At 72.7% G+C, this 14178-nt stretch carries 13 protein-coding genes; 7 read left to right on the top strand and 6 right to left on the bottom strand.

Annotation, left to right across the window (positions count from 1 at the left end):
• Positions 1-545 precede the first annotated feature (545 nt).
• Both AXW62_RS26950 and AXW62_RS26945 read right to left on the bottom strand, forming a co-directional pair.
• Positions 546-1589 carry an aldo/keto reductase gene (locus AXW62_RS26950; RefSeq protein WP_060946800.1) on the bottom strand — a complete coding sequence of 348 codons (1044 nt, stop codon included), beginning with the start codon at positions 1587-1589 and terminating at the stop codon, positions 546-548.
• A gap of 7 nt (positions 1590-1596) precedes the next feature.
• Positions 1597-2052, bottom strand: coding sequence for a MerR family transcriptional regulator (locus AXW62_RS26945; RefSeq protein ID WP_030826043.1), 456 nt, complete (start codon positions 2050-2052; stop codon positions 1597-1599).
• A gap of 147 nt (positions 2053-2199) precedes the next feature.
• Here AXW62_RS26945 and AXW62_RS26940 point away from each other — a divergent pair, with 147 nt between their 5' ends.
• Positions 2200-3045: a serine hydrolase domain-containing protein gene (locus AXW62_RS26940; RefSeq protein WP_060946799.1), complete on the top strand. Its 846-nt coding sequence runs from the start codon at positions 2200-2202 to the stop codon at positions 3043-3045.
• Here AXW62_RS26940 and AXW62_RS26935 read toward each other — a convergent pair.
• On the bottom strand, positions 3036-3704 hold the full coding sequence (locus AXW62_RS26935; RefSeq protein ID WP_060946813.1) for a pirin family protein: 669 nt from the start codon (positions 3702-3704) through the stop codon (positions 3036-3038). The two genes, AXW62_RS26940 and AXW62_RS26935, sit on opposite strands and share 10 nt — an antisense overlap.
• A 133-nt stretch (positions 3705-3837) precedes the next feature.
• Between AXW62_RS26935 and AXW62_RS26930 the strand changes: the two genes are divergently transcribed.
• From AXW62_RS26930 to fabF, 5 genes are all read left to right on the top strand, one after another.
• Positions 3838-5022 (top strand): PucR family transcriptional regulator, encoded by a 1185-nt coding sequence (locus AXW62_RS26930; protein WP_060946798.1) that lies wholly within the window; start codon positions 3838-3840, stop codon positions 5020-5022.
• A gap of 89 nt (positions 5023-5111) precedes the next feature.
• Positions 5112-6107 (top strand): ACP S-malonyltransferase, encoded by a 996-nt coding sequence (locus tag AXW62_RS26925; protein ID WP_060946797.1) that lies wholly within the window; start codon positions 5112-5114, stop codon positions 6105-6107.
• Positions 6104-7114 carry a ketoacyl-ACP synthase III gene (locus AXW62_RS26920; RefSeq protein ID WP_060946796.1) on the top strand — a complete coding sequence of 337 codons (1011 nt, stop codon included), beginning with the start codon at positions 6104-6106 and terminating at the stop codon, positions 7112-7114. The genes AXW62_RS26925 and AXW62_RS26920 overlap by 4 nt, the downstream gene beginning before the upstream one ends.
• A gap of 82 nt (positions 7115-7196) precedes the next feature.
• The gene (locus tag AXW62_RS26915) at positions 7197-7445 is read left to right on the top strand and encodes an acyl carrier protein (RefSeq protein ID WP_020871568.1); all 249 of its coding nucleotides are present in this window, start codon (positions 7197-7199) and stop codon (positions 7443-7445) included.
• Positions 7446-7518: 73 nt separating this feature from the next.
• Entirely contained in the window at positions 7519-8784 is a 1266-nt protein-coding gene (gene fabF, locus AXW62_RS26910) for a beta-ketoacyl-ACP synthase II (protein ID WP_030826061.1), read from the top strand.
• 254 nt (positions 8785-9038) lie between these two features.
• Here fabF and AXW62_RS26905 read toward each other — a convergent pair whose 3' ends face one another.
• Together AXW62_RS26905 and AXW62_RS26900 are read right to left on the bottom strand one after the other, a co-directional pair.
• Positions 9039-9932, bottom strand: coding sequence for an NAD(P)-dependent oxidoreductase (locus AXW62_RS26905; protein WP_060946795.1), 894 nt, complete (start codon positions 9930-9932; stop codon positions 9039-9041).
• 209 nt (positions 9933-10141) lie between these two features.
• Positions 10142-10636 (bottom strand): DUF3145 domain-containing protein, encoded by a 495-nt coding sequence (locus AXW62_RS26900; RefSeq protein ID WP_030826067.1) that lies wholly within the window; start codon positions 10634-10636, stop codon positions 10142-10144.
• 325 nt (positions 10637-10961) lie between these two features.
• Between AXW62_RS26900 and AXW62_RS26895 the strand changes: the two genes are divergently transcribed.
• Entirely contained in the window at positions 10962-11936 is a 975-nt protein-coding gene (locus tag AXW62_RS26895) for an SGNH/GDSL hydrolase family protein (RefSeq protein WP_079115815.1), read from the top strand.
• A 266-nt stretch (positions 11937-12202) separates the two neighbouring features.
• Here AXW62_RS26895 and AXW62_RS26890 read toward each other — a convergent pair.
• A partial coding sequence (locus tag AXW62_RS26890; protein WP_060946793.1) for a glycoside hydrolase family 3 C-terminal domain-containing protein occupies positions 12203-14178 on the bottom strand: 1976 nt, incomplete at its 5' end.

Below are 14178 nucleotides of genomic sequence, written 5' to 3'. Positions count from 1 at the left end.
CCCAGCCGGGCGGGACCCACCCGGACCAAGCCGAACCCAGCCAGAACCGGGCCAGACCGAGCCGGGCCAGGCCCAGCCGAACCGGACCCGGCCGGACCGAGCCGAACCCAGCCGGAACCGGACCGGGCCGAACCGGACCCAGCCGGACCGAGCCGGGCCGGACCCAGCCGAACCGGGCCGAACCGAGCCAGACCAGCCGAACCGGACCGGACGAGCCGGAACCGTACCGAGCTGAACCGGACCGCACCGAGCCGGACCAAGCAGGGCCGGAACCGAGCCGAGCCGGACCCAGCCGAACCGGACCGAGCCCAGCCGGGCGCAGCCGGACCCACCCAGCCGTGGCGAACCGAGCCGGATCCAGCCGGACCGGACCGAGCCGCACCGAGCCAGGCCGGGCCGGGCCCAGCCGAGCCGAACCCTGCCAGAACCGGGCCGGACCCAGCCGGACCGGACCTAGCCGCACCGAGCCGAGCCAGGCCGGGCCGGACGAGCCGGAGCCGAACCGAACCGGACCCAGCCAGATCGGGCCGGGCCCAGCCGGGGAGCTAGGCGCGGGCCGTGCTCGTCGCGCTCATGTCGGCGTAGCGGGCGCCCACCACCTGTCCGGCGATCGGCTCCAGCGCGGCCAGCTCGTCCGCGCTCAGCTCGATCCGGGTCGCGGCGGTGTTCTGCTCGATCCGGGCGCGGGTGCGGGTGCCGGGGATGGGCACCACGGCGAGCCCGTGCACCTGGGCCCGCTGCTGCACCCAGGCCAGCGCGATCTGGGCGAGCGTGGCCCCGCGCGCCTCGGCGATCGTGCGGATGGGCTCCAGCAGCGCCGCGTTGGCCGCCGCGTTGTCGCCGGTGAAGCGCGGCTGCCGGCGGCGGAAGTCGTCCTCGCCCAGTTCCCGTTCGGCGTTGACGAACGAGCCGGTCAGGAAGCCGCGGCCGAGCGGGGAGTACGGCACGAAGGCGACGCCCAGCTCGGCGGCGGTCGCCACGACGCTGTTGCCGCCGCCGTCCTCCACATCGCGGCTGAACAGGGACCACTCCGACTGCACCGCCGCGATGGGATGCACCGCGTGCGCCGCGCGCAGCTCGTTCGCCGTGACCTCGCTGAGCCCGAGGTGCTTGACCTTCCCCTCGGCCACCAGCTCGGCCATGGCGCCGACGCTCTCCTCCAGCGGCACCTCGGGGTTGCGCCGGTGCATGTAGTACAGGTCGACGTGGTCGACCCCGAGGCGGCGCAGACTGCCCTCGATGGCCTGGCGGATGTAGGGGCGGTCGTTGCGGATCGCCTGGTTGCCGAACGGGTTGTTCTCGTCGCGCACGATGGAGAACTTGGTGGCCAGGGTGATCCGGTCCCGGTTGGCCCGGACGAAGGGGGAGATGAACTCCTCGTTCCGCCCGAAGCCGTAGACATCGGCGGTGTCGAGCAGCGTGACCCCCAGTTCCAGGGCCCGCTCCAGGGTCGCCCGCGCCTCCGCCTCGTCGCGGGTCGGTCCGTAGGCCCAGCTCATGCCCATGCAGCCCAGGCCCTGGACGCCGACCTCGGGTCCACCGGCGCCCAGGCCGACGGTCGCGATCGTCTCGTTGGTGCTGTCGCTCATACGGGGCTCAAACCCTCTCCGACGCCCTCCGGGCGTCAGCGTAGACATCGATCTTGTAGTCGAGGACCTCGAGCGTGCTCTGGAGTTCGGCGATCCGTTCCCGCACGTTCTCGCGGTGTGTGGTCAGCAGCTGCTCGCGCTCGGCGAAGGTGTGCCGGCCCTCCCGGACCAGCTCGGCGTAGCGGACCATGTCCGCTACCGGCATCCCGGTCAGCCGCAGCTTGCCGACGAGGTCGAGCCAGTCCAGGTCGCGGTTGGTGAAGCGGCGCTGGCCGGTGTGCGTGCGGTCCACGTGCGGCATCAGTCCGATCCGCTCGTACCAGCGCAGGGTGTGCGCCGTCAGCCCGGTGTGGGCGGCCACCTCACTGATCGTGTAGCGGTCCTGCCCGGTGGGCCGGGGGTGCTTGCCGGTCTTCGCCCAGATGCGCCGCACCTGCGCCGGAGCGCTCTCCATCACGGTCATGCCGATTCACCTCTCGCGTCGTCGATCCGCGCATCTCGTCGACGTCGTCAACGCTATGGACTTGGAGTGCACTCCAAGCAAGCGGAAGTTTTGGCGGAATCTTGGGTGCCGCGAGGCCGTCCGGCGCCCGGCACTAGGCTCTGGGGCATGGAGAGCCTGCGGATGATCGAGAACTGGCCGGTCCCGACGGCGGCGGCCGCCGTCGTGAGGGCGGACGGCACCCTGGCCGGATCGTACGGCCCGACCGGCCACCGTTTCCCCCTCGCTTCGGTCACCAAACCGCTCGCCGCGTACGCCGCGCTGGTCGCCGTCGAGGAGGGCGCGGTGGAGCTGGACGAACCGGCGGGGCCCGAGGGCTCCACGGTGCGCCATCTGCTGGCGCACACCTCCGGGCTCGCCTTCGACGAGCACCGGTCGGTCGCCGCGCCCGGCAACCGCCGGCTCTACTCCAACGCGGGGTTCGAGGTGCTGGGCGACCATATCGCCAAGGCCACCGACATCCCGTTCCCGGAGTATCTGCGCCAGGCGGTGCTGGAGCCGCTCGGCATGACCGCCACCGAGCTGTCCGGCTCGCCCGCCAAGGACGGCGTCTCGACCGTGGAGGACCTGGTGCGCTTCGCGGCGGAGCTGCAGGCCCCGCGGCTGCTGGCGGCCGAGACGCTGGCCGGGGCCACCTCCGTGGTCCATCCGGGGCTGACCGGTGTGCTGCCCGGCTACGGACACCAGAAGCCCAACGACTGGGGACTCGGCTTCGAGATACGCGACGGCAAGTCGCCGCACTGGACCGGCGCATCCTCCTCGCCCCGCACCTTCGGCCATTTCGGCCAGTCCGGGACGTTCCTCTGGGTGGATCCGGACGCGCGTGCCGCCTGCGTCACCCTGACCGACCGGGCCTTCGGCCCCTGGGCGATCGAGGTCTGGCCCGCGCTGACCGACGCGGTCCTGGCGGAGCTGGGCCGGGGCCCGTCGTCCCGGGGCGGCGGTCAGCCGTAGACCGGCTCCGCGCGCATCTCCCAGACCAGCAGCTCCGCGGGGCCCTCGGCCCGCCCCTGAAGCCCCCGCGCGCCGGAGATCCGGGCCGCGTCGCCGGGGGTGAGGGTCTCCCCGCCGATCCGCACCGCACCGCGCACCACGTGCGCGTACACCCACGGCGCGGCCGGCAGCGCGATGCGCTCGCCGGCCGCCGGCCGCCGGATGTGCAGCACCGCCTCGGTGCGCTCCAGCGCGTACGGGGTGCCGTCGGCGATGCCGCGCACCACCTCGTACCCGGGGTCGGTCGCGGCGTCCGGGCCCGGCACCAGCCACATCTGGACAAAGGTGAGGGGTTCCGCGCCCGCGTTGCGCTCGGTGTGGCGCACCCCGCCGCCGGCGCTGAGCCGCTGCACATCGCCGGGCCGCACCACGGTGCGCGCTCCGGTGGAGTCCTGGTGGGTCAGCTCGCCCTCGACGACCCAGGTGACGATCTCCAGGTCGCGGTGTGGATGTTCGGCGAAGCCCGCCCCGGGGGCGAGCCGCTCCTCGTTGCAGGCGACCAGGGACCCGAACCGCACGTTGTCCGGATCGTAGTGTCCAGAGAAGGAAAAGGCGTGGCGCGTCTCGATGCCCGCGTCCTCCCCGCCCGGATACCGTGCACCGGACCGCTGTATCCACATCACCCGGTCCACGGTAGTGCGCCCCGGACCCGTCCCCTCTGCCGCCTCCCTACCGCCTCCCCAGTCCCGGCCCCTACCTCCGCGTAGCCTCCCGCCCCCAGCGCTCACCACCCGATAAGGCAGTCTTGTCCTCGTGCCTGAACCAGCCTCGAACACCCCGCATCCGCACAGTGCCACCCTGCGCCGCCTGGAGAAGTCCTCCGGGAAGCTCGCCGCCAGCGCCATCGCGCGCATGGACGAGCAGCTGCCGTGGTACCGCGCGATGCCGCCCGAGAACCGCTCCTGGATCGGGCTGGTGGCACAGGCGGGCATCGCGGCCTTCACGGAATGGTTTCGCCACCCCGAGGCACCCCAGGCGATCAGCACCGATGTGTTCGGCACCGCCCCGCGCGAGCTGACCCGGGCGATCACCCTGCGGCAGACCGTGGAGATGGTCCGTACCACCATCGAGGTCATGGAGTCCGCGATCGACGACGTGGCGGCCCCGGGCGACGAGTCGGTGCTGCGCGAGGCGCTGTTGGTGTACGCGCGGGAGATCGCCTTCGCCACCGCCCAGGTGTACGCGCAGGCCGCCGAGGCGCGCGGCGCCTGGGACGCCCGGCTGGAGTCGCTGGTGGTCAACGCGGTGCTGTCGGGGGAGGCGGACGAGGGGGCGCTGTCCCGCGCCGCCGCCCTGGGCTGGAACTCCCCCGAGCATGTGTGCGTGGTGCTGGGCACCGCCCCCGACGGGGACAGCGAGCTGACGGTGGAGGCGATCCGGCGGGCCGCCCGCCACGCCAAACTCCAGGTCCTCACCGGGGTGCTGGGGGACCGGCTGGTGGTGGTCGCGGGCGGCTCGGACAATCCGCTCCAGGCGGCGAAGGCGCTGATCGGACCGTATGCCCCGGGTCCGGTGGTGGCCGGTCCCGTGGTCTCCGACCTGCTGGCCGCGACCCGCTCGGCGGGGGCGGCGGCGGCCGGGCTGAAGGCGTGCACCGCATGGCCGGACGCCCCCCGTCCGGTGCTCGCGGACGATCTGCTGCCCGAGCGGGCGATGGCCGGGGATCCGGCCGCTCGCGAGCAGTTGGTGGAGGAGATCTACAGACCGCTGGAGGAAGCCGGGTCGGCGCTGCTGGAGACGCTGAGTGTGTACCTCGAACAGGCGAGCAGTCTGGAGGGCGCGGCCCGGATGCTCTTCGTCCACCCGAACACCGTGCGCTACCGGCTACGACGTGTGACCGACGTCACCGGGTGGTCGCCCTCCGACGTCAGGTCGGCGTTTACGCTGCGCATAGCCCTGATCCTGGGCCGTCTTGCCGATGCGAACATATTGCCCTGACCGTTTGTCGGACTCCCACAATTCCCCTGACCGTTCTTCGTCCTTGTCCTCACGGGCGGGCCGGACCACCCACAAGAGAGAGTGTGAGAGTGCTCGTACTCGTCGCTCCCGGCCAGGGCGCTCAAAAGCCCGGCTTCCTGACCCCGTGGCTCGATCTCCCCGGCGTCGCCGAACGCCTGACGTGGTGGTCGGCCGTCTCCGGTCTGGACCTCATCCACTACGGCACCCAGGCCGATGAGGAGGAGATCCGCGACACCGCGGTGGCCCAGCCGCTGCTGGTGGCCGCCGGTCTGGCCTCCGCCCACGCACTGTTCGCCGAGGGCATCGAGGGCGCGACCGGTCTGGCGCAGCTGCCGAACCGTATCGGCGCGGTCGCGGGCCACAGCGTCGGCGAGATCACCGCGGCCGCGGCCGCCGGTGTGCTCAGCCACGAGGCGGCCATGGTGCTGGTCCGCCGGCGCGGACTGGCCATGGCGGAGGCCGCGAGCCGCACCGAGACCGGTATGGCCGCCATACTGGGTGGTGAGCATGACGATGTCGTCGCCCACCTCGACAAGCACGGCCTGACCCCGGCGAACGTCAACGGCGCCGGGCAGATCGTGGCCGCGGGCACCGCCGAACAGCTGGCGGCGCTGGCCGAGGACAAGCCGGAGGGGGTGCGCCGCGTCGTACCGCTCAAGGTGGCCGGCGCGTTCCACACCGACCACATGGCACCGGCGGTCGCCGCGCTCGAGGCTCTGGTCCCGGGCGTTCCGGTGGCCGATCCGCGCACGGCTTACGTCTCCAACCGCGACGGCGGGGTCGTGGCGTCCGGCACCGAAGTGGTCGAGCGACTGGTCGCCCAGGTGTCCAACCCGGTGCGCTGGGACCTGTGCATGGAGACCTTCCAGGAGTTGGGCGTCACGGCGCTGATCGAGGTGGCCCCGGGCGGGACGCTCACCGGCATCGCCAAGCGCGCCCTGCCGGGCGTCGCCACCCTGGCGCTGAAGACTCCGGACGATCTCGACGCGGCCCGTGCGCTGATCGGCGAGCACGCCGCCCCCGCCGTCGACACACCGGCCGAAGAGGAGCCCCGAGAAGCATGACCGCGAAGATCAGGCCCAGCAAGGGCGCCCCGTACGCGCGCATTCTCGGCGTCGGCGGCTACCGGCCCACCCGGGTGGTGCCCAACGAGGAGATCCTGAAGCACATCGACTCCTCGGACGAGTGGATCCGCACCCGTTCGGGCATCGCCACGCGTCACTGGGCCGGTCCGGACGAGACGGTCGCCGCCATGTCCGTGGAGGCGGGCGGCAAGGCCATCGCCGACGCGGGGCTGACGCCCGAGCAGATCGGCGCCGTGATCGTCTCGACGGTCTCGCACCTCAAGCAGACCCCGGCGATCGCCACCGAGATCGCGCATCTGCTCGGCACCGGCAAGCCGGCCGCGTTCGACATCTCGGCGGGCTGCGCGGGCTTCGGCTACGGGCTCACCCTCGCCAAGGGCATGATCACCGACGGCACCGCTGAATACGTGCTGGTCATCGGCGTCGAACGGCTTTCCGACCTGACCGATCTGGAGGACCGGGCGACGGCCTTCCTGTTCGGTGACGGCGCGGGCGCCGTGGTCGTCGGCCCCTCCAAGGAGCCCGCGATCGGCCCGACGGTCTGGGGCTCGGAGGGCGACAAGTCCGACACCATCAGCCAGACGCTGCCCTGGGACGTCTACCGCGACCAGTCCGCCGCGGACGTGCGCTACCCGGCGCTGCGCCAGGAGGGCCAGGCGGTCTTCCGCTGGGCCGTCTACGAGATGGCGAAGGTCGCCCAGCAGGCCCTGGACGAGGCCGGGGTCGCCGCGGACGAACTCGACGCGTTCATCCCCCACCAGGCCAATATGCGGATCATCGACTCGATGATCAAAACCCTCAAGCTGCCGGAGCACGTCACGGTCGCCCGTGATGTGGAGACCACCGGCAACACCTCGGCCGCCTCCATCCCGCTCGCCATGGAGCGGCTGTTGGCGACGGGGCAGGCGAAGAGCGGCGACACCGCGCTCGTCATCGGATTCGGAGCGGGTCTCGTCTACGCAGCGACGGTCGTTACCCTCCCTTAGGCTCCATAGTCCATACCCACGCAGCCCCGCAGAAGTCGGATGCTGCGCCACCACCGCAACACACTGAAGAAGGAGCGCCGCAATGGCCGCCACTCAGGAAGAGATCCTCGAGGGTCTCGCCGAGATCGTCAACGAGATCGCCGGTATCCCGACCGAGGACGTCCTGCTGGACAAGTCCTTCACCGACGACCTGGACGTCGACTCGCTGTCCATGGTCGAGGTGGTCGTCGCCGCCGAGGAGCGCTTCGACGTGAAGATCCCGGACGACGACGTCAAGAACCTCAAGACGGTCGGCGACGCCGTCGACTACATCCTCAAGCACCAGGGCTGAGCTCTCGGGGCCGGTTGTCGCCACCCAAGCGGTGGCATATCCAGCACCTTCTACACGTGGAGTAAGAATTCCTGTGAACTCGACCAATCGCACCGTGGTCGTCACCGGTGTTGGTGCCACGACGCCGCTGGGTGGCGACGCCCCATCGACCTGGGAGGCCCTGCTGGCCGGCCGGTCCGGGGTCAGCCTCCTGGACGAGGAATGGGCGGCCGAGCTGCCGGTCCGCATCGCCGCGAAGATCGCGGTGGAGCCGGGCACGATCATCCCGCGCCCCCAGGCCCGCAAGCTCGACCGTTCCGCGCAGTTCGCCCTGATCGCGGCCCGTGAGGCATGGGCGGACGCGGGTTTCACCGCCAAGGCGGGCGAAGACGCCTCGATCGACCCCGACCGGCTCGGCGCGGTCGTGGCCTCCGGCATCGGCGGAGTCACCACCCTGCTCGAGCAGTACGACGTGATGCGCGAGAAGGGCGTCCGCAAGGTCTCCCCGCACACCGTGCCGATGCTGATGCCCAACAGCCCGGCGGCGAACGTCAGCATCGCCCTCAACGCCCGCGCGGGCGCGCACACCCCGGTGAGCGCGTGCGCCTCCGGCGCCGAGGCCATCGGCTACGCCATCGAGATGATCCGCACCGGCCGCGCCGACGTGGTCGTGGCGGGCGGCACCGAGGCGTCCATCCACCCGCTGCCCATCGCCGCCTTCGGCAACATGATGGCGATGTCCAAGAACAACGACGACCCACAGGGCGCCTCGCGCCCGTTCGACGTCGACCGCAACGGCTTCGTGATGGGCGAGGGCTCGGGCGCCATCGTCCTGGAGTCGGCCGAGCACGCCGCCGCACGCGGCGCCCGGGTGTACGCGCAGGCCATCGGCCAGGGCATCTCGGCCGACGCCCACCACATCACCCAGCCGGAGCCGTCCGGCAACGGCATCGGGAGCGCGCTGCAGAACCTGGTGGAGCACACCGGCCTCAACGGTGCGGAGATCGCGCACGTCAACGCGCACGCGACCTCGACGCCGCAGGGCGACCTGGCGGAGCTCAAGGCGCTGCGCAAGGTGTTCGGCGACGACGTGGACCACATGGCGATCTCCGCCACCAAGTCCATGACGGGCCATCTGCTCGGCGGCGCGGGCGGTGTGGAGACGGTGGCCAGCGTGCTCGCCCTGTACCACCGGATGGCCCCGCCGACGATCAACCTCGACACGCTGGACCCGGAGGCGGACGCGGACGTCGTGACCGGCGAGGCGCGGGCGCTGCCGGGCGAGGGCCCGATCGTGGCGCTGAACGACTCGTTCGGCTTCGGCGGCCACAACGTGGTGCTGGCCTTCCGCACGGTCTGACCGCCTGGCGCTCCGACGCGCGGATCGACGGGTGCGGCCCGTCCCCGGCTCCGGCCGGGGACGGGCCGCTCGTGTGTCGGGGCCGCGTCCGTTGCGGGGGCGTCTTCAGGGGGGCCTCTTGAGGGGCGTCCTCGGGAGGCGTTCTCAGGAGGCGTTCTCAGGGGAGCCCTTCAGGAGGCGTCTTCAGGGAACCTCTTCGGGGCCCGTCGGAAGGCGCCCAGGAGCCCCCTCCAGGGAGCTTCTTCGGGGGCCCTTCAGGGGGCTTCGCCGTCGAAGCTGGCGAAGTACGAGGCCACCATGTCCTCGTCGCCGTGGCCCGCCCCGGTGGCGCGGCGGAACCGCTCGGCCCCCGCGGCCGTCACGTCCAGCCGCACCCCCGCGCGCCGACCCGCCTCCACGATCAGCCGGGCGTCCTTCTCGGCCGTCTTGGTCGCGAAGCTGGGCTCGAGGTCGCCCCGGAGCAACTGGGCCGACTTGGCCCGCATGTAGCCGTTGTCCAGCGGGCCGCCCTCCACCGCGTCCAGGAAGTGCTGCCAGTCCACGCCCAGCCCCTTGGCGAGGGCGAGCGCCTCCGCGGTGCCGTGGGTGACGTTCAGCACCCAGCTGTTGAGCACCAGCTTGAGCCGGGTGGCGGCGGCCTCCTCGGCGCTTTCGCCGACCCACACCGTACGGCTGCCGATCGCGTCGAAGACCGGCCAGACGACCGGGCGGACGGCGTTGGGTCCGGAGGCCAGCACCAGAAGCTGCCCGCTCTCGGCGGGCTGCTTGGTGCCGAGGACGGGCGAGTCGATGAGGGCGAGATCGTTCTCGCGGGCGAACGCGGCGAGCGATTCCAGGGCGTCGAGCCCCGCCGTGGTGGCCTGGGCCCAGACGGTGCCGGGGCGCAGCGCGGGGGCGGCCTGCCGCATCGTCTCGAGGGTCGCGGCGCCGTCGTAGAGGATCGTCAGGACGGCATCCGCGCCGTCCACCGCCTCGGCCGGGGTGTCGGTGACGCGTACGCCGTCCGCGGTAAGCGGCTCGGCCTTGGAGCGGGTGCGGTTCCACGCACGGACGTCGAGCCCGGAGCGGGCGAGATTGCGGGCCATACCGGAGCCCATGATGCCGGTGCCGAGGACCGCGACGGACGTTGCCGGGAGTTGTTCGGTCATCTCGCCACGCTAAAACGTCGAAGGCTCCGGGCGCGGGAAGCGTAGGAGCCGGTGGCGGTGCGTCAGGCGCCCGGACGGCGACGGCCCGGTAGGGGTGGCGGGCGGCCCGGCGCGGCCGACGGACCGCACGGCACGGCTGGCGGGTGACCCGGCGCGGGTACCGTCGGCGGACCGCCCGGTGCCGCCGTCAGACGGCCCCGGTGCCGCCCTCAGACGACCTGGTGCAGCCAGCGGACGGGCGCGCCCTCACCCGCGTAGCGGAACGGCTCCAACTCGTCGTCCCAGGGCTTGCCGAGCAGCTTGGCGATCTCCTCCTCCAGATCGCTCTCGCCGCGGGCGGAGCGGGCGAGGGCGGCGCGCAGCCGGTCCTCGGGGATCAGGATGTCACCGTGCATTCCGGTGACCGCGTGGAAGATGCCCAGCTCCGGGGTGGAGCTGTAGCGCTCGCCCTCGGCGGTGGCGCAGGGCTCGGCGGTCACCTCGAAGCGCAGCAGATGCCAGCCGCGGAGCGCGGACGCCAGCTTGGAGGCCGTACCGACCTCGCCCTGCCAGGAGAACTCGGCCCGCCAGGTGCCGTTCGCGGCGGGCTGTTTGATCCAGTCGAGGGTGACGCGCACACCGAGGACGCCCGCGATGGCCCATTCGACGTGCGGGCACAGCGCGCGCGGAGCGGAGTGCACATACAGAACTCCACGTGTCGTCACCGGGGCCTCCTGTGCGGTTGAGGTGCGCCTTCCCCAGCGGCCTCGCGCCCGTACCGGTCCCGCCCGGGACATCGGATCACATTCTGCCCTAGTGATCACTCCCACACCAGTCTCGACGTTACCTTCAGTGAAATTTATCGTGCAGAATTCTCTAGAAACTGGACAGGATGTGACGTGGCGTAAGGTTCTGTGTACCGCACAGCGCGCCAAGCCGCAGGGACGACGCTCATCCGGCACAAGAAAAACGTACCGTGCGCGACAGCCGGAAGAGTGACGTACCGTCGGTCCGGATAGATATCACCCAACAGCCGGAGGGGGAACAGCCATGCGGGCCAGCGCTGCACGCCGGAAGCGACCGGCGGCCGCTTCCTCGACCACGCGTGCGGTCGCGCGCCCGACCCCGCGCACCATGTCGCGCACGGCCGGACGCACCGGCGCCGTGCTGTTCACCGCCGCCGCCGTGCTCAGCTCGGCGGGCTGTTTCGGCAGCTCGGACGGCCCCTCCCGGCACGGGCCCGACCGCGCCGAGAAGACCCCCGGCGCCAAGCGCGCGATCGTCTGGAACACCCGGCCGAGCTCGATCGCCTCCCTGGGCGATTCCATCACGCGCGGCTTCGACGCGTGTTCGGTGCTCTCCGACTGCCCCGAGGTGTCCTGGTCCACCGGCACGGATGTGCAGAGCCTCGCCCAGCGGCTGCTGCCCGCCGCCACCGCCCGCGCGGGGACGCACGCCTGGAACTTCGCCAAGACCGGCGCGGTCGTGGCCGACCTCCCCGGCCAGATCGAGGCGGCCGCGGCCCACAAGCCGAAGCTGATCACCGTGATGATCGGCGCCAACGACGCCTGCCGGGACTCGGTCGAGGACATGACCTCCGTCGAGCAGTTCCGCACCACCTTCACCTCCGCGCTCACCCGGCTGCGCCGCGATCTGCCGAAGACCCAGGTGTATGTGGCCAGCGTGCCGGATCTGAAGCGGCTGTGGTCGGAGGGACGGAAGAACATCTTCGGCCGCCAGATCTGGAAGCTGGGCATCTGCCCGTCGATGCTGAAGGACTCCGACGCCCTGGACGCCGCCTCCAACGCCCGGCGGCAGCAGGTGGCGGACCGCGTGACGGAGTACAACAAGGTGCTGAAGGACACCTGCGGGCGGGATGTGCTGTGCCGGTTCGACCCGGCGGTGCACGAGTACCGCTTCACGTCGGCCGAGCTGAGCAAGTGGGACTGGTTCCACCCCAGCAAGGCGGGCCAGCAGCAGCTCGCCGACATGGCCTACCGCCGCATCACCGCCTCCACGTCCTGAGCGCGGGCCGAGCGAAGCGTTTCCGGCCCACTGTGGTCCGTCCGATCCGTCCGATCCGGCCGATCCGGACGGGCCGGCCGGTCCGACCGGGCCACGGTGGCCAGGCGGACGCCCGGCCGCAGACCGTCCGGTCAGCGCGTCGGCGCCGCCACCGGCACCGAGAAGCGAAGCGCTTCCAGCCCACCATGGCCCCGAAGGTCCAGACGGTCCGGCCTGTCCGACCGGGCCACGGCGGTCAGGCGCGCGCCCGGCCGCAGGCCGTCCGGTCAGCGGGTCGGCACCGCCACCGGCACCGGCACCGAGATACGGCGGTCGGCCACGCTGCGGCCCGCCTCCGCCGTATAGCCGCCGGGGACCAGCCGCCAGGCGTTCCGCTCCTCGTCCCAGACCTCCGCCGCCCGGCGGGGCAAGGTGATGGACGCCTCCGCCGTCTCCCCCGGGCCCGCGGTGACCGGGGCGAAGCCCGCGAGGCGCCGCACGGGGCGCTCCTCGCCGTCGTCCTCGGGCACGGTGAGATAGATCTGGACGACCTCCCGCCCGGCCCGCGCCCCGGTGTTGCGGACCCGCACGGTCACGGTCCCCAACGCCTCGTCGTCCTCCCCCGCGTCGCGCCCGCCGGCGGCCCGCGCGGGGGTGAAGCGCACCGCCTCGTACGCCCAGTCGGTGTAGCCGAGGCCGTGCCCGAACCAGTACGCCGGGGCGGCGCCCTGGCGCCGCTCCCATGCCCGGTAGCCGATGAACAGGCCCTCCTCGTAGACCAGCCGGCCCCCGCTCGGGGTCACCTCGCGCACCGGGGCGTCCGCCAGCCGCGCGGGCCAGGTCGTGGGCAGCCGGCCGCCGGGCTCCTCCGCGCCCAGCAGGACATCGGCGAGCGCGGCCCCGGCCTCCTGGCCGGGGAACCAGCTCAGCAGCACGGCGGCGACCTCCTCCCGCCAGTCCATCTCGACCGGGGAGCCCGCGTTGACCACCACCACGGTGGGGGTGCCGGTGGCGGCGACCCGCCGCACCAGCTCGTCCTGACGGCCCGGCAGCCGCAGGTGCCGGCGGTCGAACCCCTCGCTCTCGACCCGCTCGGTGGTGGCGACCACCACCACGGCGGCCTCGGCCGCCGAGGCCGCGGCGACGGCCTCCTGGATCAGCTCCTCGGCGTCCCGCTCCGGGGCCCGGTGCATCAGACTGAAGCAGACGGCGTCGAGGAGGGCCTCCTCGGGCCGCGCCACCGCGCAGCTGAGGCTGACCTCCACCGGTACGCCAGCGGTGAGCCGCACCTGTCCCCGCGGCACGGGTGAGCCCAGGAACGCCTCGAAGGGGTCGTCGACGGCCGCCGGGAGCTGCTCCCCCTCGAAGAGCACCTGCCCGTCCACGACCAGCCGGAGGCCGCCCAGCCCCCTGGTGCCGAAGGTGTGCGCACCGCTCTCGCGCGGGGTGAAGGTGCCGACGGTCTCGACGGTGTGCAGCTCCTCGTAGCTCACGCCGGCGGGGAAGTCGCCGATCCACTGCACCTGCCCGCTGGGCAGCCGCGACTCGCCGAGCACCCGCCCGTCGGCCGCCCGGACCACGGCGCGCAGCTCGAATCCCCGGGCGGCCGGGGCGAGCTCATCAGTGGGGTCGGCGCCCACGGCATAGCTCAGCGCGACGTCCGGCGGCAGGGCGGCCCGCAGCCCGTCGAGCGGTGAGACCACATGGTCGGGGAAGACGACCGCCGAGCCGCCGCCCAGCACCCGGGCGTCGCGCGCCGCCGCGCCGATCAGCGCCAGCGACCGCACCCCGCCGGGGCCGCCGGTGCCGAGGGGCAGCACCGCATCCCGGCCGCCGGCGGCCTCGTTCCGCAGCAGCACGAAGGACCGCCGGGCGATCTCGCGGGCCAGCGCGTCCCCGTCGATCGGGCCGGGCCGGTCGGCGGGGGCGACGGCCGGAGCCGCTCCGTCCAGGGCGCCGACCCGGGCGGCCAGGGTGAGCAGCCGCCGCACCGCCCCGTCCAGCTCCGCCTCGGTCACCCGGCCCTCGCGCACCGCGGCGGCCAGCGCCTCGCCGTAGACGGTCCGCGGACCGGGCATCGCGACGTCGAGCCCGCCCTTCAGCGCCCGCACGGTGTCGCGGGCGGCCATCCAGTCGGAGACGATGAAGCCGTCGAAGCCCCATTCACCGCGCAGCACGCCCTGCTGCAGCCGCCGGTGCTCGGTCATGGTGGAGCCGTTGACCCCGTTGTAGGCGGCCATGACGCCCCAGGGGCGGGCGTTCT

Origin of the sequence: Streptomyces hygroscopicus subsp. hygroscopicus (assembly GCF_001553455.1) — a bacterium.
Lineage (GTDB): Bacteria > Actinomycetota > Actinomycetes > Streptomycetales > Streptomycetaceae > Streptomyces > Streptomyces hygroscopicus.
The sequence above is the reverse complement of the archived record's forward strand: the minus strand, read 5'-3'. Positions and strand labels throughout refer to the sequence as shown.

Bases quoted from the DNA above. Each gene is read 5' to 3' on its own strand.
- AXW62_RS26920 (WP_060946796.1), top strand. From the start codon at position 6,104: ATGACCGCGAAGATCAGGCCCAGCAAGGGCGCCCCGTACGCGCGCATT.
- AXW62_RS26940 (WP_060946799.1), top strand. From the start codon at position 2,200: ATGGAGAGCCTGCGGATGATCGAGAACTGGCCGGTCCCGACGGCGGCG.
- AXW62_RS26945 (WP_030826043.1), bottom strand. From the start codon at position 2,052: ATGACCGTGATGGAGAGCGCTCCGGCGCAGGTGCGGCGCATCTGGGCG.
- AXW62_RS26950 (WP_060946800.1), bottom strand. From the start codon at position 1,589: ATGAGCGACAGCACCAACGAGACGATCGCGACCGTCGGCCTGGGCGCC.
- AXW62_RS26915 (WP_020871568.1), top strand. From the start codon at position 7,197: ATGGCCGCCACTCAGGAAGAGATCCTCGAGGGTCTCGCCGAGATCGTC.
- AXW62_RS26935 (WP_060946813.1), bottom strand. From the start codon at position 3,704: ATGTGGATACAGCGGTCCGGTGCACGGTATCCGGGCGGGGAGGACGCG.
- AXW62_RS26905 (WP_060946795.1), bottom strand. From the start codon at position 9,932: ATGACCGAACAACTCCCGGCAACGTCCGTCGCGGTCCTCGGCACCGGC.
- AXW62_RS26895 (WP_079115815.1), top strand. From the start codon at position 10,962: ATGCGGGCCAGCGCTGCACGCCGGAAGCGACCGGCGGCCGCTTCCTCG.